At 65.5% G+C, this 20,955-nt stretch carries 19 protein-coding genes; 11 read left to right on the forward strand and 8 right to left on the reverse strand.

Going from position 1 to position 20,955, the window contains the following annotated elements; translation table 11 throughout:
• Window positions 1–150: 150 nt before the first annotated feature.
• The 3 genes from paaK to paaG form a co-directional block, all read right to left on the reverse strand.
• Window positions 151–1,461 carry a phenylacetate--CoA ligase PaaK gene (paaK, locus tag ASC48_RS15440; protein ID WP_055456617.1) on the reverse strand — a complete coding sequence of 437 codons (1,311 nt, stop codon included), beginning with the start codon at window positions 1,459–1,461 and terminating at the stop codon, window positions 151–153.
• A 167-nt stretch (window positions 1,462–1,628) separates the two neighbouring features.
• Entirely contained in the window at window positions 1,629–2,075 is a 447-nt protein-coding gene (gene paaI / locus ASC48_RS15445; RefSeq protein ID WP_055456618.1) for a hydroxyphenylacetyl-CoA thioesterase PaaI, read from the reverse strand.
• Window positions 2,072–2,884: a 2-(1,2-epoxy-1,2-dihydrophenyl)acetyl-CoA isomerase PaaG gene (gene paaG / locus ASC48_RS15450; RefSeq protein WP_055456659.1), complete on the reverse strand. Its 813-nt coding sequence runs from the start codon at window positions 2,882–2,884 to the stop codon at window positions 2,072–2,074. Before paaG ends, paaI begins: the two co-directional genes overlap by 4 nt.
• Window positions 2,885–3,164: 280 nt before the next feature.
• Between paaG and ASC48_RS15455 the strand changes: the two genes are divergently transcribed.
• The 5 genes from ASC48_RS15455 to ASC48_RS15475 all read left to right on the forward strand — a co-directional run bounded on the left by ASC48_RS15455 (window position 3,165) and on the right by ASC48_RS15475 (window position 8,209).
• Window positions 3,165–4,322 (forward strand): ABC transporter substrate-binding protein, encoded by a 1,158-nt coding sequence (locus ASC48_RS15455; RefSeq protein WP_055456619.1) that lies wholly within the window; start codon window positions 3,165–3,167, stop codon window positions 4,320–4,322.
• A 599-nt stretch (window positions 4,323–4,921) separates the two neighbouring features.
• Window positions 4,922–5,794, forward strand: a complete 873-nt coding sequence (locus tag ASC48_RS15460) for a branched-chain amino acid ABC transporter permease (protein ID WP_055456620.1) — start codon at window positions 4,922–4,924, stop codon at window positions 5,792–5,794.
• 3 nt (window positions 5,795–5,797) lie between these two features.
• Complete coding sequence (locus tag ASC48_RS15465; protein WP_055456621.1) at window positions 5,798–6,754, forward strand: branched-chain amino acid ABC transporter permease; 957 nt, start codon at window positions 5,798–5,800, stop codon at window positions 6,752–6,754.
• Window positions 6,751–7,521 (forward strand): ABC transporter ATP-binding protein, encoded by a 771-nt coding sequence (locus tag ASC48_RS15470; protein ID WP_055456622.1) that lies wholly within the window; start codon window positions 6,751–6,753, stop codon window positions 7,519–7,521. The genes ASC48_RS15465 and ASC48_RS15470 overlap by 4 nt, the downstream gene beginning before the upstream one ends.
• Window positions 7,508–8,209 carry an ABC transporter ATP-binding protein gene (locus ASC48_RS15475; protein WP_055456623.1) on the forward strand — a complete coding sequence of 234 codons (702 nt, stop codon included), beginning with the start codon at window positions 7,508–7,510 and terminating at the stop codon, window positions 8,207–8,209. The genes ASC48_RS15470 and ASC48_RS15475 overlap by 14 nt, the downstream gene beginning before the upstream one ends.
• Before the next feature lie 134 nt (window positions 8,210–8,343).
• Here the strand turns inward: ASC48_RS15475 and ASC48_RS15480 are convergent, their stop codons facing one another.
• The 5 genes from ASC48_RS15480 to ASC48_RS15500 all read right to left on the reverse strand — a co-directional run bounded on the left by ASC48_RS15480 (window position 8,344) and on the right by ASC48_RS15500 (window position 15,407).
• Window positions 8,344–9,576, reverse strand: coding sequence for a type II toxin-antitoxin system HipA family toxin (locus ASC48_RS15480; RefSeq protein WP_055456624.1), 1,233 nt, complete (start codon window positions 9,574–9,576; stop codon window positions 8,344–8,346).
• On the reverse strand, window positions 9,573–9,857 hold the full coding sequence (locus ASC48_RS15485) for a helix-turn-helix domain-containing protein (RefSeq protein WP_055456625.1): 285 nt from the start codon (window positions 9,855–9,857) through the stop codon (window positions 9,573–9,575). The genes ASC48_RS15480 and ASC48_RS15485 overlap by 4 nt, the downstream gene beginning before the upstream one ends.
• 321 nt (window positions 9,858–10,178) lie before the next feature.
• Complete coding sequence (locus ASC48_RS15490) at window positions 10,179–11,324, reverse strand: FAD-dependent monooxygenase (protein WP_055456626.1); 1,146 nt, start codon at window positions 11,322–11,324, stop codon at window positions 10,179–10,181.
• Window positions 11,325–11,502: 178 nt separating this feature from the next.
• Window positions 11,503–14,925, reverse strand: coding sequence for a molybdopterin cofactor-binding domain-containing protein (locus ASC48_RS15495; RefSeq protein ID WP_055456627.1), 3,423 nt, complete (start codon window positions 14,923–14,925; stop codon window positions 11,503–11,505).
• A complete protein-coding gene (locus ASC48_RS15500) occupies window positions 14,922–15,407 on the reverse strand; it encodes a (2Fe-2S)-binding protein (RefSeq protein ID WP_055456628.1) in 486 nt (161 codons plus the stop codon). Before ASC48_RS15500 ends, ASC48_RS15495 begins: the two co-directional genes overlap by 4 nt.
• A 253-nt stretch (window positions 15,408–15,660) precedes the next feature.
• Here ASC48_RS15500 and ASC48_RS15505 point away from each other — a divergent pair, with 253 nt between their 5' ends.
• From ASC48_RS15505 to ASC48_RS15530, 6 genes are all read left to right on the forward strand, one after another.
• The gene (locus ASC48_RS15505; protein WP_055456629.1) at window positions 15,661–16,107 is read left to right on the forward strand and encodes a MarR family winged helix-turn-helix transcriptional regulator; all 447 of its coding nucleotides are present in this window, start codon (window positions 15,661–15,663) and stop codon (window positions 16,105–16,107) included.
• A gap of 344 nt (window positions 16,108–16,451) precedes the next feature.
• Entirely contained in the window at window positions 16,452–17,183 is a 732-nt protein-coding gene (locus tag ASC48_RS15510; protein WP_055456630.1) for a TetR/AcrR family transcriptional regulator, read from the forward strand.
• 202 nt (window positions 17,184–17,385) lie between these two features.
• Entirely contained in the window at window positions 17,386–18,135 is a 750-nt protein-coding gene (locus tag ASC48_RS15515; protein ID WP_055456631.1) for a maleate cis-trans isomerase family protein, read from the forward strand.
• An 11-nt stretch (window positions 18,136–18,146) separates the two neighbouring features.
• Complete coding sequence (locus tag ASC48_RS15520) at window positions 18,147–18,929, forward strand: alpha/beta fold hydrolase (RefSeq protein WP_055456632.1); 783 nt, start codon at window positions 18,147–18,149, stop codon at window positions 18,927–18,929.
• Window positions 18,930–18,959: 30 nt separating this feature from the next.
• Complete coding sequence (locus ASC48_RS15525; RefSeq protein ID WP_055456633.1) at window positions 18,960–19,991, forward strand: 2,5-dihydroxypyridine 5,6-dioxygenase NicX family protein; 1,032 nt, start codon at window positions 18,960–18,962, stop codon at window positions 19,989–19,991.
• Between the two features lie 232 nt (window positions 19,992–20,223).
• On the forward strand, window positions 20,224–20,862 hold the full coding sequence (locus tag ASC48_RS15530; protein WP_055456634.1) for an isochorismatase family protein: 639 nt from the start codon (window positions 20,224–20,226) through the stop codon (window positions 20,860–20,862).
• Window positions 20,863–20,955: the final 93 nt, after the last annotated feature.

Below are 20,955 nucleotides of genomic sequence, written 5' to 3' on the forward strand. Positions count from 1 at the left end.
TGTGATGCCGCAGGGGGCTTGATGTTGTGCCGCTCAGGCGCCGCGCGGGCTTGATGATTGACCGCTCAAGCGCCGCACGGGCTTTAATTGCGCCAAGGCGCTAAGATGCTGGCGCATCACGCCTTGGACCGCTCAGACGCCGCACGGGCTTCATTCCTTCGGCCTGTTGTCCACCACCCGTTTTGCCTTGCCTTCCGAGCGGGCGACGCCGCCGGGAGGCGTGATGTTGATGCGGGCCGAGACGCCGACCACGGCCTTGATGTGATGGGCCAGTTCCCCGGCGGAGGCCTTGCGGGCATCATCGCCTGCCATGTCCGGCGTGCATTCCACATGCACGGTCATGGTGTCCATGCGCCCGCCGCGGCTCAGCTCGATCTGGAAATGCGGGGCAAGGCCCTTGCATTTGAGGATCTGCTCCTCGATCTGCGTCGGAAACACGTTGACGCCGCGCAGGATGATCATGTCATCGCTGCGGCCTGTGATCTTTTCGATGCGCCGCATGGACCGGGCGGTGCCGGGCAGAAGCCGCGTCAGGTCGCGGGTGCGGTAGCGCACCATCGGCAGGCCTTCCTTGGTGAGGGTGGTGAACACCAACTCGCCCATCTGACCATCGGGGAGCACCTCGCCCGTCACCGGATCGATGATTTCCGGGTAGAAATGGTCTTCCCACACATGCAGGCCGTCCTTGGTCTCCACGCATTCCTGCGCCACGCCCGGCCCCATGATTTCCGACAGGCCGTAGATATCGACCGCGTGCATGTCGAAGGCCTGCTCGATTTCCTCGCGCATGGCGTTGGTCCAGGGCTCGGCGCCGAAGATGCCGGTCTTCAGCGAGGACTGGCGCGGATCGAGCCCCTGACGTCGGAACTCGTCAAGAATGGCCAGCATGTAGGACGGGGTGACCATGATGATGTCCGGCTGGAAATCGGTGATCAGCGTTACCTGCCGCTCGGTCTGGCCGCCGGAAACCGGCACCACGGTGCAGCCCAGCCGCTCCGCGCCGAAATGGGCGCCAAGACCGCCGGTGAACAGGCCATAGCCATAGGCATTGTGCAGCATGTCTCCGGGCCGCCCGCCTGCGGCGCGGATGGAGCGGGCCACCAGATTGGCCCAGACGTCGATGTCATTGGCGGTGTAGCCGACGACCGTGGGCTTGCCCGTGGTGCCGGAAGAGCCATGCACCCGCGTCAGCTTGTTGCGCGGCACGGCGAACATGCCGAAGGGGTAGGTGTCGCGCAGATCCTGCTTGGTGGTGAAGGGGAAGCGGGCAATGTCCTTCAGGCTTTTCAGCTCTTCCGGGTGCACGTCATACTCGATGAAGCGCTTGCGGTAGAAGGGCGAATTCTCATAGGCGTGCTTCAGCGACCGCTTCATGCGGTGAAACTGCAGCGCCTCGATCTCGTCACGGGACGCGGTCTCGATCGGGTCGAGCGACTTGCGGTCCGGCGTCAGGTCTTCCATGGTCTCCTCCCCAGGATATCCAGTCTCATGCTTGGTTTCGTGTGCTCACGGGGCGCATGTGAGTCTTGCTGTCAGTTCCCGTCCATTTCCGGCTCCGGGCCCCCCAACCCTCACCCCTCACCCCTCCCCACGAGGGGGAGGGGGCGGAGAGGCTGTGCCGTGAGCCCTCACCCCTCGGGAATATGCGTGCCCTTGATGGTGCGGCAGTGGCCGCGGAATTCGGCGAGATGCTGGCCGTCCTGATTGGTGATGCGCACGTCGTAGATGCCCGAGCGGCCCTGCCGCGACACTTCCACGGCCTGCGCCGTCAGCCGGTCGCCGATGCGTCCGGGCAGGAGGTAGGTGATGGAGCAGTGCTGCGCGACGGCGTGCTGGTTGCGGCTGTTGCAGGCAAAGGCGAAGGCGCTGTCGGCCAGCGTGAACAGATAGCCGCCGTGGCAGGTGCCGTGCCCGTTGGACATGGCGGCGGTGATGGTCATGCTGATCGTCGCGGTGCCGGGGCCGACCTGTTCAAGGCGCATGCCAAGCTCTTGCGTGGCAGTGTCACCTTCCCACAGGGAGCGGGCGGAGGCTTCGGCAATTTCCTGCGGGGTCATGGCGCTGAGCGGTTTCATTGGCCCTTGAACTCCGGCTTGCGCTTTTCAAGAAAGGCGGTGACGCCTTCGGCATAGTCGGCGCTGCGCCCGGCCTGGCGCTGCAAATCGCGCTCCATGTCGAGCTGTTCGTCCAGAGAATTGGTTGCCGCAGCCTGAATGAGCCGCTTGGTGAGGCCCAGACCCAGCGTGGGACCGGCGGCGAGCGAGGCGGCCAGCGCCACGGCTTCGCCCATCAGCGCGTCATCTTCCAAGGCCTTCCAGATCAGGCCCCAGCTGGCGGCGGTTTCTGCGGGCAGGGGCTCGGCGGTCAGCGCCAGAGCCTTGGCGCGGGGCTCGCCCAGAATGCGGGCAAGGCTCCAGCTGCCGCCGGCATCCGGAATGAGGCCGATCTTGGCGAAGGCCTGAATGAAACGGGCGGATTTTGCGGCCAGAACGATGTCGCAGGCCAGCGCGATATTGGCGCCGGCCCCTGCGGCCACACCGTTGACGGCGCAGACAATGGGCTTTTCGAGGCTGCGGATCAGGCGGAGCGTGGGGTTGTAGAAGGTCTCCAGCGTGTGGCCGAGGTCCGGCGCCGGGCCGCCCTTGCGCGGGTCGCGGTCGCCCAGATCCTGCCCGGCACAGAAGCCGCGGCCTGAACCCGTCAGCAGCACGGCGCGCACGGCCGCATCCTCATGGGCGCGGGTCAGGCCGGCGCGCAGGGCAAGGTGCATCTCTTCGTTGAACGAATTGAGCTTTTCCGGCCGGTTCAGCGTCAGGCGCAGCACGCCGTTGTCCAGCGCCACCAGAACGGTGCTGGTTGCAGTTTCTGGCCCAGTTTCTGGCATGGTCTTGTCTCCTCCCGTCCGGGCCATGGGACCGGACATAAAAAGCTCTTGCATAAACCGACCGGCCGGTCAATGATAATCCTTGCCGGTCAGGGATGGGCCGGCGGGAGGACTTCGCAAGGACCTGTTGGACGGCTGCTCGCCGGGCACTGCCCGCAGGCAGCGCTGATCTGTGTCCCTGCCGTTATACCCCCGTTCGGGCTGGCCAGAGGAGTGGCCGTTCGGATGGGCCGCATCCTGAAGAGAAGACATACCGGTCCGGTTTCCGTGGGAGGAGAGCATGAAGACCTATTTGACGACAACTGCGCTGGCAGTGGCGGCCGGGCTTGGCCTTGGCCTTGGACTTGTCACTGGCGCGCTTGCCGAAATCCGCATTGGCGCATCCATTTCCGCAACCGGCCCGGCGGCCTTCCTGGGCGATCCGGAAGCCAAGACGCTGGAAATGCTGGTCGAGGAAATCAACGCCAAAGGCGGCGTCAACGGCGAGAAGATCACCCTCATTTCCTATGATGACGGCGGCGACCCCAACAAGGCCCGCACCTTCGCCACCCGCCTTGTGGAGGATGACGAGGTGGTGGCCATCATCGGCGGCACCACGACCGGCACCACCATGTCGATCCTGTCGGTGGCGGAAGATGCGGAAGTGCCGTTCATCTCGCTGGCCGGTGCCATCGACATCATCAGCCCGGTGAAGCCGCACACCTTCAAGACCCCGCATACCGACCGCATGGCCTGCCAGAAGATCTTCGAGGACATGAAGAAGCGCGGCCTGACGAAAATCGGCATGATTTCCGGCACGGATGGTTTCGGGGCTTCCATGCAGGCGCAGTGCAAGTCGGTGGCCGGTGACTACGGCATCGAGATCCTGGCCGACGAGACCTATGATCCCAAGGACGCCGACATGACGGCGCAGCTGACCAAGATCAAGGCCACGGCCGGCGTGCAGGCGGTGCTGAATCCCGGCTTCGGCCAGGGCCCGTCCATCGTGACGCGCAACTACAAGCAGCTGGCCGTCGGCCTGCCGTTCTACCAGTCCCATGGCGTTGCCTCCGATGGCTTCATCAAGCTGGCGGGCGAGGATGCGGCCGAAGGCGTGCGCCTGCCGGGCACGGCGCTGCTGGTGGCGGACCTGCTGAAGGATGGCGATCCGCAGAAGCCTGCGGTGGATGCCTACAAGGCCGCATTCGAGGCCCGCACCGGCACGCCGGTCAGCACCTTCGGCGGCTATGCCCATGATGCCTTCCTCATCCTCGTGGATGCGCTGACGCGGGCAGGCTCTGCCGAGCCGGGCGCGATCCGCGATGCCATCGAGGCAACCTCGGGCCTTGCCGGCACCACGGGCATTTACACCATGTCCCCTGAAGACCACCTCGGCCTCGACCTCTCCGCCTTCCGCATGCTGGAAATCAAGGGCGGCAAGTGGACGGTCGTAGAGTGAGGTGACGAGGGGGGCTGTCCCGGACTTTTGGTCCGGGGCTCCTCCTGGGGCAGTGTCTGCATCGGACAGCCAGTCAGGCTCCAGTTCCTCTCCCCCTTGAGGGGGAGATGCCTCCGGCAGGGGCAGAGGGGGGAACTGACTGTCCGTTTGTGAGAAAGGTTCTGCCGTGCTGAGGCGCTGCCACCCCCCTCTGTCAGCTCGCGCTGACATCTCCCCCTCAAGGGCGGAGAGGGGCGCTGCGGCAAGAAGCGAGTGCGATCCTCTTCCTTGCCTCTGATGCAAACGCTGCTCTTGGGTGAGAGGAACTGGTGCCTGACTTGTGGTTCGTGCCCCGGCCTCTCCGCTCCCCTCCCCCTTGAGGGGAGGGCCGGGGGTGGGGGTAACGGGCTGAGAACATGGGGTATTTTCGTTGCAGATGCGCTGTCCGGAGATGAGGAGCGGCTATTCGGGGCCTCCCGTGGAGTACCCCCGCCCCTCACCCCTCCCCTCAAGGGGGAGGGGAAATGAGAGGCCGTGCCGCAGAACGTCCTCCCAGGCCAAGGCGCAGATGCCCTCTGCAAACGCTGCAATGACCACTGCATATCCAGCCGGAGACTGACATGCCGGAACTGCTGCAATTTCTTTTTTCGGGGGTGACGGTCGGGGCGGTGTATGCGCTTGCGGCGCTTGGCTTCACCATCATCTACAACGCGTCGGATGTGGTGAACTTCGCGCAGGGCGAGTTCGTGATGCTGGGCGGGATGATCACCGTCTTTGCCCATCTTGCCGGCGCGCCGCTGCCGCTGGCGGCGCTGCTCGCCATCGTCATCACCGCGGGCCTTGGCGTTGCCATGAACAAGCTGGCGGTCGAGCCTGCACGCGGTGCGCCCGTGGTGTCGCTGGTCATCATCACCATCGGGGCGTCGATCTTCATCCGGGGCGCGGCGCAGCTGATCTTCGGCAAGCAGATCCACAGTTTTCCGGCCTTCTCCGGCGATGCGCCGTTCCATATCGGCGGGGCAACCATCCTGCCGCAGAGCCTGTGGGTGATTGGCGGGGCGGTGGCTGTGTTCATTGGCCTGTGGCTGTTCTTCACCCGCACCCTGCTGGGCCGCGCGGTGCTGGCCACCTCCAACAACCCGCTGGCGGCGCAGCTGGTGGGCATCAACACCGGTTTCGTCATGACGCTGTCCTTCGCCCTGTCGGCGGGCATCGGCGCGCTGGCAGGCGTGCTGGTGACGCCGATCACGCTCACGTCCTATGACGTTGGCCTCGGCCTTGCGCTGAAGGGCTTTGCGGCGGCGATGCTGGGCGGCATGGGCAACCCGAAGGGGGCGCTTGTGGGCGGCTTGACGCTGGGCCTGCTGGAGGCGCTGACGGCGGGCTACATCTCCTCGCAATACAAGGATGCCGCCGCCTTCCTCGTCATTCTCGCGGTTCTCTTCTTCCTGCCGCAGGGCCTGTTTGGCCGCAAGGCCACGGAGCGGGTGTAAGCGATGCGGCTGTCTTCCAAAGCAACGGCACTTCTCCTTCTGGCGCTGCTGGTGGCGCTGGCGCCGCTCCTGTTCCCCTCCGGCTTCTATTACCGGGTGGGCGCGCTCATCTTCGTCAACGGCCTCGCCGTGACGGGCATCGTCATCCTGACCGGCTGGGCCGGACAGGTCAGTCTCGGCCATGCGGGCTTTGCCGGAATTGGCGCCTATGCCTGCGCGCTGGCCCCCGTGCATCTCGGTCTGCCGCCGGTGTTCGCCATGGTGCTGGGCGCGGTGGTGTCCGGGGTGCTGGCCTATCTGGTCGGCCGCCCGATCCTGCGGCTCAAGGGCTATTATCTCGCCATCGCAACGCTTGGCATGGGCATCCTGATTTCCATGGTGCTGAACAACGAGCGGGCGCTGACACGCGGGCCGGATGGCATCGACGTGCCGGAATTCGGCCTGCGCGCCGTGCTGAAAGGCATGGGGCTGGACCCGACGAACGGCCAGTTCTGGTATTTCTTCTGCGGGCTCTGCCTCATCCTCGGGGCCTGGCTTGCGCTCAATCTCTACAACAGCCCCACGGGCCGGGCGCTGCGGGCGCTGCATGGCTCGGAAGTGGCGGCCGGCACGGTGGGCGTCGATGTGGCGGCGGCCAAGCTGCAGGCCTTCGTCATTTCCGCCGTCTATGCCTCGGTCTCCGGCTCGCTTCTGGCGCTGCAGAACAAGTTCATCACGCCGGATGTGGCAGGCTTCATGCACTCGGTCGAGATGGTGACCATGGCCGTGCTCGGCGGCGTTGGCTCGGTGATGGGCGGCATCTTCGGTGCAGCCGTGCTGACCCTGCTGCCGCAGGTGCTGACCGTCTTTGCCGAATATGAGCAGCTGGTTCTGGGTCTGGTGATGATCCTGGTGATGATCTTCCTGCGGCAGGGGGTGATCCCGTCCATTCTGCGCAAGATCAGGGGAGGCGAGGGATGAGCCTTTTGTCGGTCGAGGGCCTCGGCATCAGCTTCGGCGGGCTGAAGGCGGTGCATGACGTGTCCTTTGCGCTGAAGCCCGGTGAGATCGTCTCCGTCATCGGGCCGAACGGGGCGGGCAAGACGACGCTGTTCAACATGATTTCCGGCATTTACCAGCCGGGTGCAGGGAAGGTGAAGCTCAACGGCGAGGATGTGACCGGCATGCCGCCGCATCTTCTGGCCCGGCGCGGCATGTCGCGCACCTTCCAGAACCTGCAGATCTTCCAGCAAATGAGCGTGCTGGAGAATGTCACCGCCGGGTTTCACCTGAAGGAGCGCGGTTCCGTGCTGGCCGATCTCTTTGCCCTTCCCGCCTCGCGCCGCCGCAGCAAGGCGGCAGAGGAGGGGGCGCGGGCGCTGCTGAAACGGGCCGGGCTGGAGCGGGCGGCCGAGCGCGAGGCGGCCAGCCTCTCCTATGGCTCGCTGAAGCGGCTGGAAATCGCCCGGGCGCTGGCGTTGTCCCCGAAGGTGCTGCTGCTGGATGAGCCGGCGGCGGGCTGCAATGCGGTGGAGACGGAAGAGATCGACCACCTGATCGCCGAAATCGCCGCCGCAGGCACCGCCATCCTGCTGGTGGAGCATGACATGAAGATGGTCATGCGCATCTCGAACCATATCGTCGTGCTGGACCATGGCGAGAAGATCGCCGAAGGGGACCCGGCCGGCGTCAGCCGCAACCCGGCTGTCATTGCCGCCTATCTGGGAGCTGATCATGCTGCTGGTTGAGGGCCTGCGTGCCCGTTATGGCCGGATCGAGGTGCTGCATGGCCTCGACCTTTCCGTCAATTCGGGCGAGACCGTCGCCGTGATCGGCGCCAATGGCGCGGGCAAGACGACGCTGCTGCGCTGCCTGTCGGGCGTGCATCCCCTTGCGGCCGGGTCCATCACCTTCCGGGGCGAGACGCTGACAAAGGTGCCCTCGCACCGGCGTCTGGCGCGCGGGCTCGCCCAGTCGCCGGAAGGGCGGCAGATCTTCACCAACCTGACGGTGGAGGAAAACCTGCGGCTCGGGGCTTATCTCTTCGACGATGACCGGGTGGCAAAGGACATGGACGATGCCTTCCAGATGTTCCCGGTTCTGCGCGAGAAGCGCAATCTGGCGGCAGGAGGCCTCTCGGGTGGCCAGCAGCAGATGCTGGCCATGGCCCGCGCCCTGATGGGCCGGCCATCGTGCCTCCTGCTGGACGAGCCGTCGATGGGGCTGGCGCCGATCATCGTTGCCCAGATCTTCGACGTGGTGAAAAGCCTGAAGGCTCTGGATGTGACCGTGCTTCTGGTGGAGCAGAACGCCTTCGGCGCTCTGAAGATCGCCGACCGGGGCTATGTGATGGAAACCGGCCGGATCACCATGCAAGGCCCCGCAGCAGACCTCATCGCCGACCCGCGCATCCGCGAGGCCTATCTGGGGATTTGAGGGGGGCGGCTACTGGAAACGCTTCCCTCTCATCTTCAATGCACAGCCTCTCCGCTCCCCTCCCCACTAGGGGTAGGGGGGCTGAAAGACTGTGCCGTGGGCCGGTTCCTGCGGGAGGTAGCTCCAGGGAGCCGCTAAAGCTGGCTCGAAATCTTGCGGCAGCGTTTGGCAATTTCATGCAAGGCGCGCTCCAGAATGCGGGAGGGGTCGCCGGCCTGCTTCATGATGGCGGCGGCGGTGCCCTCGCTGCGGGTCAAGACCAGCTCTGCCAGTTCCCTCACGCGCCGCAAGGTGGTGGCGGGGCTTAGGCCGTTGTCCTGCGCCAGTGCCTTCCAGTCATCTGCCCTGAGGTCCGCCGCCTTGTAGCGGCTGCCGATGGCCTGCGGCAGGCTCTGGTCCAGGTGGCGGTAAACGGCGGCGCACATCAGGTCATAAAGCGGGGCGAGCCTTGCCGACCCGCCCGCACCGATCAGAACGGAATGGTTCTTGGCATGGGAATCCGAGTTGCAGATCAGCACGTTGAAGATGACCGCATCCAGCAGCTTCAGCCGTTCCGCCGGGCTGACAAGCCTGTCGATGGCGGCAAACATCATCTTCAGCGTGACGCCCTGGCCGCCGGTCATGCGCTCGTATTTCTGCGCCGGGAACTGGCCGGTGAGCTGGCACAGATCCTCCTGATGCAGCCGCCGCAATTCCCCCTGGCCATCCGTGAAGCGGTCGTAGCGCTCCACCAGCAGGTAACGCCGCTTTCCGGCAGTGCCGATGGATGCGCTGGCCGCCTCCAGCCCGCAAGCGCGTGCCAGCGCCAGGCAGAAGGCTGCGTTCTCGACGCTGCCCGCCAGATGGCGCGTGTCCGGCTTGATGATATGGGTTGAGGGTGTGCCATCCACCGGAATGGCCAGGGTGCCATCCGGCGTCACGAAGACCGGCAGCTTTTCCTGCACGCCGGCCAGCGACATGGAAACGCCGCGCTCACCGGCGAGAAAGGGCCGTGCCGGAAGCTCGTCCAGTATGCGCTCCAGCGCTTTGTCACCGGGAACCGGCGTCAGGTGAATGCCGGGTTTGCGCGGCGCGCCGATGGAGAGGGCTCCTGCCGTATCCCGGCCAATGTGGCTGAGCAGGCCGACGATATCCTGCGGCGAGACCTTCAGCTTCTGGCCGATTTCCGCCAGATGCGTTTCGGGCAGAAGGTTGGCCAGCCAAGGCATCAGGCGTCCAGCCTCCACAGGGCCGGAACGCAGCGGCATGGTCAGCGAAACGGGAAAGGCCGCCCGGCGCGCCTCCCAGCCCGGTTCATAGTCCAGCCGCCATTCTCCATCGAAGCGCAGCTGCGCGACGGGCAGCCCCTCGTAGAAGATCTCGGTCATCGGCCTTCCCCAAAGTCGGGAAGGAAAGCCAGATCGCCGTCATCCGGGGGCGTTGCGGGGGAAGGGGCAGGGGTTACTTGCCGCAGGTCGCCGATTTCGAGGCCCACGGTGCGGGCGACGGTCAGCGCCTTTTCCAGATGGCAGCCGGGCTTGCCGGACTCCAGTTCGACGATGAAGCGTTCGCCCGTGCCGGAGCGGGCGGCAAGCCCGGCCTGTGTCCAGCCAAGCGCCTTGCGCTGTTTGCGGATCGCGGCGCCAAAATCCCCTGCTGTTCTGAACAATCGGCTTCTCCCTGATTGTCTTACCGTACAGGAAGAAAATCGATTGATCAACGGCAATCTTCCCGTTCGGGATGAATGCTCTCATGAAGCTTAAAAGCATCCCGGACGGGAAGACTATTGATGCGATCTCATCCTCAGTGCACGGCCTCTCCGCTCCCATCCCACTTGAGGGGAGGGGTATCGAGAGGCTGTGCCGGGAGCCGGTTCCTGCGGGAGGCTGCGGCTCAATCTGTAGGGCATCTTCTCTTGCCGCAGCATGCCCCAAGAGGGCGGACGGAGGCGCCGGACCGTGGTGAACAACGCAGCGCCCCCGAATGTCTGTCAGCCGAGCTGTGCTGTCAGCGGGTCGTAGGCATAGACCCAGGCCGGGTCTTCCGGCTCCTTCAGCCAGGTGTTGGCGTTGGAGATGGTCTGCACCTTGGTGGCGCGCTCGCGGCGGGTGGCTTCGTAGAGGGCGAAGGCATCGCGGTAGCCGCCGGTGCCGGTTTCCTCCAGGCACCGGGTCAGCACGGCGGCATCCTCGATGGCCATGCAGGCGCCCTGCGCCATGTGCGGGCGCATCGGGTGGCAGGCATCGCCCAGCATGACGAGGCGGCCACGGCTCCACAGGTTCAGCGGATCACGGTTCCAGAACGGCCACTTGGTCACGGTTTCGGTCGCATCGATCAGCGCCTGCACCACGGGGTGCGAGCCGCCGAAGATGGCTTCCATCTCCTCGCGCGAGCTGTCCACGAAGCTCGTCTCATGCTCCCAGCCATCCACCGGCACGCCGGTGACATAGTAATATTCGCTGCCGTCACCCTTGGTCGCATAGGCCATGATGTGGCGCGAGGCTTCCCACCACCACTTGACGCAGGCCTCGAACTGAAGCCCCGAGGCGCGCACTTTGTCCATGTTGACCAGCGCCCGGTGGCCGACCCAGCCGGAGAAGCGCGGCTTTTCCGGCCCCAGCAGCATTTCGCGGATCATGGAATTGATGCCATCGGCACCCACCACCAGACCGGCGGCAATCCTGCGGCCGTTCTCGAAGGTCAGCAGAACGTCGCTGTCGCGCTCTTCAATGGCAATCAGCCTGTGGCCGAAATGCACCCGGTCCTGCGGCAGGGCATCAATCTGCACCGCGTGCATGTCGCCCCGGTGGATGGTGATGTAGGAGGCGCCATATTCGCGGCGGCCATAGCCGCCCAGCGGAATGCGGGAGAGATACTCACCCGTGTTGCCATCGCGGGAGAACCAGAAATCCGGGTGCGAGCCAATGGACTCCAGCTTCTTCTCGATGCCGATGCGGCGGAAGATCTTCATCACGTTGGGGCCAATGTGAATGCCCGCACCCAGCCGGGTGAAGACCGGCGCCTGCTCGAACGTGTGCACCGAAAACCCGGCCCCGGCCAGCAGCGCCGCCGCAGCAGCTCCGCCAAGCCCGGCACCGATGACGGCGATTTCCACCCTTTCAATTGCGTCTGTCATGGGTCTGTCCTCTCTCTGTCAGATATTTGTTTGCATACTAACAATATGGGTGTGCGTTGATCTTGGTCCTGTGTGTTTGGGGGTCAGGATTGGTTACGGGGCCTCTTCAATTCGCAGAGTCTCCGCCCCCTCCCCACGAGGGGGAGGGGGCGGAGAGTCCGGTGGAATCTGTCCCCTCTCACCATGGCGGCAGGTCCGGGGCGAAGCGGTGGCGGAGGTAGGTGGCCAGCGCCTCGCGGTTGCTGGCGGTCAGCTCGCCGTGGAAGGAGGGCATGTCGCGCAAGGCGAGGCCATCGGGGGCGCGCACGCCTTCGTCCAGAACCGAGTACAGCGCCTCCGGCTTTGGGGCGCGCAGGGCGGCAGAGCGGCTGAGCGGGGAGAGTGCCGCCGTGACCGTGCCGGAAATGGCAGGCTCATGGCAGACGGCGCAGGCGCTGTCATAGATGCGGCTTCCCGGTCCGGGTGCGGGAGAAGCTTCCGCAACAGGGGCCAGTACAACAGGGGCCAGCGCGGCCTTCGGATCACCTTCACCCAGAGAGGCGAGATAGGTGGCCATGGCGCGGATGTCGCTGTCCGGCAGGGCGGTGAGGCTGGCGGTCACCTCGGCCATGGGGCCGGAGGCGGTGGCTGCCTCTGAATGGCCGGTCCGCAGATAGGCAAAGAGCGTGTCCTTGTCCCAGCCTCTTGCGGTGGCCTGCGCCCCGGAGAGCGCGGGCGCGTACCAGCCCTTGATCATGGCGCCTGTCATCTCCGCCATTTCGGCCCCTGCCGCATTGCGCGGGGCGTGGCAGGCGGAGCAGTGGCCGGCGGCTTCCACCAGATACTTGCCCCGGTTCCACACCTCGCCTTTCGCCGGCTCGGGCATGAAGGGCTTTGCATCGTGATAGAGCAGGTTCCACACGGACAGTGCCGGGCGCAGATTGGCCGGCGCAATCATCTGCGCCTGCGGGGTTGCCTGACTGACGGGCGCAAGCGTCTGCAGGAAGGCATAGAGCGCCAGCATGTCCTCGCCCGACATCTTGGCAAAGGATGTGTAGGGGAAGGCCGGATAGAGATTGTGCCCGTCACGGCTGATGCCGTGGCGCATGGCCCGGTCGAAGGCCGCGAAGCTCCAGCGGCCAAGGCCGGTTTCTGCGTCCGGTGTCAGGTTGGTGCTGTAGATGGTGCCGAAGGGCGTGACCACGGGCCGCCCGCCCGCATTGGCGATGCCGCCTTCCGCCGTGTGGCAGCTGGCGCAGTTGCCAAGGGCGAAGACCTGCCGTCCGCGCTCCAGCGTTTCCGCCGAGAAGGACGCGGGAGCGGAAGGGGCCACCGGCGCAATCGGCCGGTTGAGCGGCAGTGCCACCGCGCCGAAGGTGAGCGCGCCGCCCAGCACCGTGCCAAGGCCCAGCAGCTTGCGGCGCAGGCTGTGGGCCTTCTTGCCCGGCGCCGGCGCGGGCAGGGCGGCGGCGCCGTCAAAGCCATGGGCGGCAAGGGCGCTGCGCATCTTTTCCGGCGTGAAGGGAACCTCGCGCAGGCGCACGCCCGTGGCATCGAAAATGGCATTGGCGATGGCCGCAGCGCTTGGCACGGCGGCGCTTTCGCCCACACCCAGCGGCGGGTCTTCCGGGCGGGCGATCAGCATGGTGCTGATGTCCGGCACGGCGGGGAAGGTCTGGACCGGATAGGCCGCCCAGCTTTGCGGCGTGGGGGAAATCTCGTCGAAGGTGACTTCTTCCAGCATCACGCGGCTGGCGGTCTGCACCGCGTTGCCGTGGATCTGCTGGCGCACCCCGTCCGGGTTGATGACAAGCCCCTGATCCTGCCCGATGAAGATGCGCGTCAGGGTGACTTCGCCGGTTTGCGTGTCCACCGCCACATCCACCACCCAGGCGGCGGAGGCGGCGGCAACGCCGGGGAAGGTGCCATGCACATAGGTGGCAAAGGCAAAGCCCTGCCCATAGGCCATGCGCCCCTCGCGCCGCAGGCGCGGGCCGCTGCGGGCGGACCAGCCGGCCTCTGCCGCCGTACGCCGCACCAGTTCGGCCTGACGGGGGTCATCGAGATGCCGCAGGCGGAACTCCACCGGATCTTCCCCCGCCTCGAAAGCCATTTCGTCGATGAAGCTTTCGTGGGCGAAGGTGTTCGGCAGGGCCGAGACGCCGCGCATCCAGGCGGCGCGCACCATCGGCGCCATGTCATGCACGGTGATGCGCTTGTTCGGCACACGGTAGGGCGGAATGATGGTGCGGTCGCCCATGTCCGAGGGGCGCGGCTCCGGGCTGACGCGCCCGGTCAGCAGCAGCGCCAGATTGGGCCCGCGGTTGGACGGGTACCAGGTGTCGATGGCATAGGCGTGCAGGCTGCCCGCCTTCAGCCCGCCGTGCACTTCCATCAGCTGCGCCGCGCCCTTGGGCTCCCACAGGTGCTCCTGCGCCCGGGTCAGCTGCACGCGCACCGGCTGGCCGATGGCGCGGGAGAGCAGCAGCGCGTCGCCGCACACGTCATCGGCGCAGTTGCGGCCATAGCAGCCGGCCGCCTGATAGCGGCGGATCTCGATGGCCTCCGGCGGCAGATCCACCAGCACGGCGAGATCACCGCGCAGCATGTGCGGGTTCTGCGTGCCGGACCAGACCACCGGCTGCCCCTCCGCCCAGTCGGCAATGGCGCAGGACGGGCCGATGGAGCCGTGCTCGTGATAGGGCCAGACATAAGTGCGCTCACGCGCCACATCGCATTCGCCAATGCCACGGGCGAAATCGCCGGTCTGGTCCAGCGGGCGTGGCGTGGAGGGATGGTCCTTCAGCGTCTGGCGCAGGCTGGCCATGTCCGGCAGCTCCGGCGGCATGCGCCAGTTCACGGGCAGGGCCTCGGCGATGGCTTCTGCCTGATCGGCCCGCTGCGCCACCACCGCCAGAAAATCCGCCTCCCGCACGATGGCGATGAAGCCCGGCATGCCCCGCACGGCGGCCTCGTCATAGCCGATGAGGCTATGGCCGATGAAACTGCCGCTGTCGCGCCCGGCATAGGGCGGGCGGATGACATGGCCATGCACCATGCCGGGCACATCCACATCGTGGATATAGGGATGCTGGCCGCGCAGCTTCTCCGGCAGGTCCCGCCGCCCGGTCTTCCGGCCGACGATGCGGTACTCCGCCGGGGCCTTGACTGGTACGGAACGGTCCAGCGGCAGGTCGAGGCTGAGACCCTCCAGAAGCTGGGCATAGGTGAGGCTCTTGCCCTGCCAGTGGGCGAGGCCTGCCTCCAGCCGCAGCGCATCCGCCGGGGCATTGAAGCGGCGGGCGGCCTCGGCGGCCAGCACCGCACGGGCCTGCGCGGCGGCAAGGCGCAGCGGGATGGCGGCCACCTGAATGGTTTCGGAGGCAATCGTCGGCCCCTGATCCGGCGTCAGCGCCGTGTCGCCCAGCACCATGCGCACGGCGCCGAGCGGCAGATCCAGCTCTTCGGCAACGATCTGCGCCAGAGCCGTCTCGATGCCGGTGCCAAGGTCCACATGGCCGTTGAAGCCGGTGGCGCTGCCATCTGCCGCAAGATGCAGATAGACGGCGCGGCCATTGGGCCGGTCCTCGTGGATGGTGAGGGCAGGGGCGGCGGGGTTCATGACGCACCTCCGCGCAGGAGCTCGGCGGCGCGCTCGATCGACGCGATGATTTCCAGATGGGTGCCGCAGCGGCACAGGTTATGGCGCAGGGCGGCGCGGATTTCCTCGCGTGAGGGGCTGGGATTGTCTGCCAGAAGGGCGGTCGCGGTCATCACCATGCCATTGAGGCAATAGCCGCATTGTGCGCCCTCGCATTCCAGAAAGCCCTGCTGCACGGGGGAAAGCGCGCCAGTCTCAGCGTCAGCCAGGCCTTCCAGCGTGGTGATTTTGCACCCTGCGGCGCGGGAGGCGCGCAGCACGCAGGCGCGGGCTGGCCTGCCATCCACCAGCACGGTACAAGCCCCGCACTGGGCCATGCCGCAGCCATATTTCGCCCCCGTCAGCTTCAGCTCGCTGCGCAGGATGTCGAGAAGCGTGCGGTCTTCCGGATACGGCAGCACGTGGCGTGCCCCGTTCACGGTCAGGCAGAACGTGTCGGTCATGGTACCCTCTGGATCGCTCTCTCGGGGGAGCGTTGACAGGAGTTGAGCAAAAAATTTGTATGTATGCAAATGAATTTTTACGGGATGATACTTATTTCTGCGCAAATACTGTGCAAGCCGCAGATTTGCCCAATGCCGCGCCGGGGCGCGGCCTGCATCCGGGCTGATGCTCATGCGAAACTGTAACCTTTGCTGCGGAACTCGTGATAAGGCAGATTCAAACAAAAAAGACCGGCGGGGAGACTGCAGGCTGATGACAGCATCCGGAAATGACAAGGCCAGTGAGAAGGCCTATGTGCTGGACGAACAGGCAGGTTTTCTGCTGCGCCTTGCCTATCAGCGGCATATTTCGATTTTCACGGAGCGGATGACCGGCGGGCTGACACCGACACAGTTTTCCACCCTGTTCCGCCTGCGCGAGGTGCGCGGGCCGGTGTCGCAGAATGCGCTGGGGCGGCTGGCGGGCATGGATGCGGCGACGACGAAGGGGGTCGTCACGCGGCTGATCGCGCGCGGGCTGATCCGGCTGGAAAAGGACGGCGAGGACAAGCGCCGCCATCTTCTTTCCACCACGCAGGCAGGCCGCGATCTGCTGGACGAGATTGTGCCGCAGATGCGCGCCATCACAGAGGCAACGCTTGCGCCTCTATCGCCGGAGGAACAGGCAACCTTCCTTGCCTTGCTGAAGCGGCTGATTTAATTATTCAATTGAATAATATGAATGTATGAATCAGCAATCTTTTGCCCTGCGGCGGGGTAGTCTTTACCTGGGGTGGCCAGTCAGGCAGCGGTTGTTTCAAAGGCACGGCCTCTCCATTCCCCTCCCTCTTGAGGGGAGGGGAAACGAGAGGCTTCAGCCAGAGAAGGAAGGCTCTGAAACTGCTTACCTTTTCCAGCATCAAAGCAGCGCTTGCAGCCTCTTTTATACGATGTGTGAATCCGGTAGCCCTTGAGGGGAGGGGAGAGGGGTTGGAGCCTGACTGGCCTTTCAATGCAAACACGGCCCTCCGGTTGGGGGCAGACACCAGACATGAGGAAATCCGCGTGGCGGAAACCAGCAAGACACCTGCGGCAGACGCGAAGGCGAAATCAGGCGCGGCTAAGCGGGCAAAGCCGCGCGGGCCGGGGCGTCCGGCGCGGGGCGGGCAGGCGGGTGCTGCGCCGGATCTGAAGGACCAGATCCTCGACCATGCGGAACTGGCCTTTGCCGAAGCGGGCTTTGAGGGCGCGAACCTGCGGGATATCGCGGCCCGCGCCGGGGTCAATCAGGGACTGATCCGCTACTATTTCGGCTCCAAGGTGGATCTGTTCGATGAGTGTTTCCGCCGCCGGGGCGGGGTGCTGGCCGGGCACCGGCATGTCAATCTCGACCGGCTGCTGGAGTTCAGCGAAACGCCCACGGTGGAGGATGTGGTCTTTGCCTATCTGAAGCCTCAATGGGACATGAAATATTCCGGGCCTAACGGTGCCGCTTTTGTCGCCATGCAGGCCCGGCTCCACGCCGAGCCGGAGGAACATGCGCTGCGCCTGCGCCGCGAGGTCTATGACGCCTCGGTCAAGCGCTACATCGCGGTTCTATCCCGCATCCTGCCGCATGTGCCGAAGGATATCATCAGCGTGCGCATGGCCTTCCTCGTCGGCGCCTATCTCTTCATGCTCAATGACCTGGGCCGCATCGGCGACCTGACGGAAGGCCACCTCACGGCCTTCGGCAAGGACGAGATGCTGGACCATCTCGTGCGCTTCCTTTCGGCGGGACTGCGCGCGCCGTTGTGATCGGGTGGGCCTCTCCCTCCCCTCAAGGGGGAGGGGGAATGAGGGGCCTTGCCACGGTGCAGGTGCATCACAGCACTCTGGCTTTTTTCACCTCTGCTGAATGATGGTGCAGCGCGATATGGCGGCACGGTGAAAAAATGGGCTTGTTATTATTCAAATGAATAATTAACGTGGCTTCCAGTGAATGGAGGGAGCCACAGGCATGAAGACCTACCGGATCGGGCAGATCGTCCCGAGCTCAAACGTGACGATGGAAACGGAGATCCCGGCGCTGCTGCGCATGCGCGAGCAGATTGCGCCGGAGCGGTTCACCTTCCACTCCTCCCGCATGCGCATGAAGCATGTGACCAAGGAAGAACTGGCGGCGATGGATGCGGACAGCGACCGTTGCGCGCTGGAGCTTTCCGATGCCCGCGTTGACGTGATGGGTTACGCCTGCCTCGTGGCGATCATGGCCATGGGCCTTGGCTATCACTGCCAGAGCCAGACCCGCCTGCATGGGGTGACGGCCGGGAACGGCAATCCCGCGCCGGTTGTCACCTCCGCCGGGGCGCTGGTTGAAGGCCTGCGGGCCATCGGCGCGAAGAAAATCGCGCTGGTCGCTCCCTACATGAAGCCGCTGACGGAGCTGGTCGTTGCCTATATCCGCAATGAAGGCATCGAGGTGAGCGACTGGCGGGCGCTGGAAATCCCGGACAATCTGGCCGTTGCCGCCCATGACCCGATGAACCTTCCGGGCATCGTCAAGGGCATGAAGACCGATGACGTGGACGCGGTGGTTCTGTCCGCCTGCGTGCAGATGCCCTCGCTGCCGGCCGTGCCCATGGCGGAAGCCATCACCGGCAAGCCGGTGCTGACGGCGGCCATCGCCACCACATGGCAGATGCTGAAAGCGCTGGATCTCGGCACCCGCGTTCCCGGCGGCGGCAGGCTGCTGTCCGGCGCATATTGAGGGGGCGGGTGATGGCACGCGGCTACAACGTTCACGCCAATGGCATCCGCCAGCATCTGGTGCATCACGCGGGCAACGGGCCTTCGCTCTTGCTCATTCCGGGCATCACCTCGCCGGCGGTGACCTGGGGCTTTGTCGCCGAACGCCTCGCTGAGGCTTTCGACGTGCATGTGCTGGACGTGCGCGGCCGGGGCCTGAGTGAGGCTGGCGCGCTCGACTATTCGCTCGATGCCATGGCGGAAGATGCCATTGCGGTGGCGGAGGCCGCCGGTCTCGGCAAGCCGGTGGTGCTGGGCCATTCCATGGGCGCCCGCACCGCCATCCGCGCTGCCCGCAAGGCGCCGGAAGCCTTCTCCGGCCTCGTGCTGGTGGATCCGCCGGTCTCCGGCCCCGGACGGCGGGCCTATCCTTCGGCCTGGAATTGGTATGAGGAGTCCATCCTCATGGCGCAGAAGGGCTGTTCTGGCGAGGACATGCGCCGCTTCTGCCCCACCTGGACGGACGAGCAGAACGCGCTGCGGGCCGAGTGGCTGCACACCTGCCAGCTCGACGCCATCCGAACCGCCTATGACGGCTTCCACACGGATGACATTCACGCCGACCTGCCGCATCTGCGTCTTCCCATGCGCCTCGTGGTCGCGGGCGGGGCTGCGGTGATCGGCAAGGAAGATATCGCGGAGATCTGCCAGCTTTCGCCGGGCATCGAGGTGATGATCGTCGAAAAGGCCGGGCACATGATCCCCTGGGACGATCTGGAGGGCTTCCTCTCCGCCGTCATGGATTTCAAGCCTTGAGCCCCAAGAGATAAAACGAGGACACAGCACATGGACCACGCCAGCTTTACCGAGATCTGCCTGCATCAGCTGAAGATGTCGGGCGTGCATGAAGGCGAGAAGCTCATCGTCCTGACGCAGGGCAGCGACCGGCTTGATTATGCCGATGCCTTCATGGCCGCAGGCCAGCGTCTTGGCGCGCTGATGTATCACATGCGCCTGCCTGCCCCGCTGCCGATGAGCGGCTGGAACGTCGGCGTCACCGGCCTTGCCGCCATGCCCGACGCAGTGGAAGCGCTGAAGGCCTGTGACATGCTGATCGACTGCGTATTCCTGCTGTTCTCGCCCGAGCAGATGGCCATTCAGGCCGCCGGCACGCGCATTCTCACCGCCGTGGAGCCGCCGGAGCTGCTGGCGCGCATGCTGCCGACGAAGGAAATCCGCGAGAAGGTGGAGATCGCCGGGGAAATGCTGGCCAGGGCGAAGGTCATGCGCATCACCTCGCCCCATGGCACGGATGTCACCTACAAGCTGAACACCTATCCCACGGTGACGGAATATGCCTGCACCGACGAGCCGGGCCGCTGGGACCACTGGCCCTCGGGCTTCGTTTTCACGGGCGGGGATGATGACGGTGTGGACGGGCAGATCGTGGTGGCGCCGGGCGACATCCTGCTGCCGCAGAACATCTATGTGCGCGAGCCCATCATCTACACCATCGAAAAGGGTTTCGTGCGCGACATTCGCGGCGGCCTCGATGCGGAGCTGGTGAAGTCCTACATGGACGCCTTCAACGATCCGCGCGGCATGGGCATGAGTCATGTGGGCTGGGGCATGAACCCCCATGCCAGGTGGCACAACATGGTGCCCGGCGCCTTCCCCGGCGGCATGGGTATGGAGCCGCGCAGCTTCTACGGCAACGTCATGTTCTCCACCGGCCCGAACAACGAGCTGGGCGGACCGAACGACACCGCCTGCCACCTCGACATCCCGATGCGCGGCTGCTCGCTGTTCCTCGATGACGAGCCGGTGGTGATCGATGGCGGCATCGTGGTGAAGGACATCCAGATGGCGCGGGCCTGACAGGGCACCAGCTCCTCTCCCCCTTGAGGGGGAGTTGCCCCCGGCATGGGGCAGAGGGGGGGGAAACGGACTGTCCGCTTGTGAGAGAGGTCCTGCTTTTTTGAAATGCTGCATACCCCCTCCGTCTGCTGCCGCAGACATCTCCCCTCAAGGGGGGGAGGGGGCTGCGGCAAGAGGAGAGGCCGCGGTTTTTTGAGCGGCGGAAAACGTCCAGCCGAAGGGGGGCAAGGACATGACACAGCAGGAAGACACATATCGGGCTGCCGGGTTTGGCCAGCCGGTGCCGCGCGGCACGAGGCCTGCCGTTCTGGTGGTCGATTTCACCTATGGCTTCACCGACACCGCCTATCCGGCGGCGGCGGACATGAGCGCGCAGATCGCAGCCACCCGGCGGCTGACGGATATCGCCCGTGCCAAGGGCTTTCCGGTCATCTACACCACGATTGCCTATCACCCCGGCGAGATCGCCCTGCTGCCCTGGCTGCGCAAGGCGGCCGGCATGGCGGCCCTTCTGGAAGGCAGCCGGCTGGTGGAGATTGACGCGGCAACGGGCATTCAGCCGCAGGACCCGGTGATCACCAAGAAGGGCGCTTCGGCCTTTCATGGCACGGGACTTGCTGGCCTGCTGACCGGGGCAGGCGCCGATACGCTGGTCGTCACCGGTGCCACAACATCGGGCTGCGTGCGCGCCTCCGTGGTGGATGCGGTGCAGAGCGGCTTCAACGTGCTGGTGCCGGCCGATTGCTGCGCCGACCGTGCGGCGGCCCCGCATGACGCCAACCTTTATGACATGGGCCAGAAATATGCCGATGTGACCGATGCGGCGGACATTGAAAGCTGGCTCACCGGCCTTGCGCCTTCCGGGCGCTGAGCCCGTCACCTGATGTTCCCCGGCGGACGGCCGGGGAACGCGCGGGCGCCGTGCAACGCCCGTTCAAACCGCCGGAAACAAGGCGGATGAAAA

Origin of the sequence: Pannonibacter indicus, assembly GCF_001418225.1 — a bacterium.
GTDB classification, from domain to species: domain Bacteria; phylum Pseudomonadota; class Alphaproteobacteria; order Rhizobiales; family Stappiaceae; genus Pannonibacter; species Pannonibacter indicus.

Excerpts from the sequence above, each read along its gene's own strand:
- paaK (WP_055456617.1), bottom strand. The coding sequence starts at position 1,461 with ATGGAAGACCTGACGCCGGACCGCAAGTCGCTCGACCCGATCGAGACC.
- paaI (WP_055456618.1), bottom strand. The coding sequence starts at position 2,075 with ATGAAACCGCTCAGCGCCATGACCCCGCAGGAAATTGCCGAAGCCTCC.
- paaG (WP_055456659.1), bottom strand. The coding sequence starts at position 2,884 with ATGCCAGAAACTGGGCCAGAAACTGCAACCAGCACCGTTCTGGTGGCG.
- ASC48_RS15455 (WP_055456619.1), top strand. The coding sequence starts at position 3,165 with ATGAAGACCTATTTGACGACAACTGCGCTGGCAGTGGCGGCCGGGCTT.
- ASC48_RS15460 (WP_055456620.1), top strand. The coding sequence starts at position 4,922 with ATGCCGGAACTGCTGCAATTTCTTTTTTCGGGGGTGACGGTCGGGGCG.
- ASC48_RS15465 (WP_055456621.1), top strand. The coding sequence starts at position 5,798 with ATGCGGCTGTCTTCCAAAGCAACGGCACTTCTCCTTCTGGCGCTGCTG.
- ASC48_RS15470 (WP_055456622.1), top strand. The coding sequence starts at position 6,751 with ATGAGCCTTTTGTCGGTCGAGGGCCTCGGCATCAGCTTCGGCGGGCTG.
- ASC48_RS15475 (WP_055456623.1), top strand. The coding sequence starts at position 7,508 with ATGCTGCTGGTTGAGGGCCTGCGTGCCCGTTATGGCCGGATCGAGGTG.
- ASC48_RS15480 (WP_055456624.1), bottom strand. The coding sequence starts at position 9,576 with ATGACCGAGATCTTCTACGAGGGGCTGCCCGTCGCGCAGCTGCGCTTC.
- ASC48_RS15490 (WP_055456626.1), bottom strand. The coding sequence starts at position 11,324 with ATGACAGACGCAATTGAAAGGGTGGAAATCGCCGTCATCGGTGCCGGG.
- ASC48_RS15495 (WP_055456627.1), bottom strand. The coding sequence starts at position 14,925 with ATGAACCCCGCCGCCCCTGCCCTCACCATCCACGAGGACCGGCCCAAT.
- ASC48_RS15500 (WP_055456628.1), bottom strand. The coding sequence starts at position 15,407 with ATGACCGACACGTTCTGCCTGACCGTGAACGGGGCACGCCACGTGCTG.
- ASC48_RS15505 (WP_055456629.1), top strand. The coding sequence starts at position 15,661 with ATGACAGCATCCGGAAATGACAAGGCCAGTGAGAAGGCCTATGTGCTG.
- ASC48_RS15515 (WP_055456631.1), top strand. The coding sequence starts at position 17,386 with ATGAAGACCTACCGGATCGGGCAGATCGTCCCGAGCTCAAACGTGACG.
- ASC48_RS15520 (WP_055456632.1), top strand. The coding sequence starts at position 18,147 with ATGGCACGCGGCTACAACGTTCACGCCAATGGCATCCGCCAGCATCTG.
- ASC48_RS15525 (WP_055456633.1), top strand. The coding sequence starts at position 18,960 with ATGGACCACGCCAGCTTTACCGAGATCTGCCTGCATCAGCTGAAGATG.
- ASC48_RS15530 (WP_055456634.1), top strand. The coding sequence starts at position 20,224 with ATGACACAGCAGGAAGACACATATCGGGCTGCCGGGTTTGGCCAGCCG.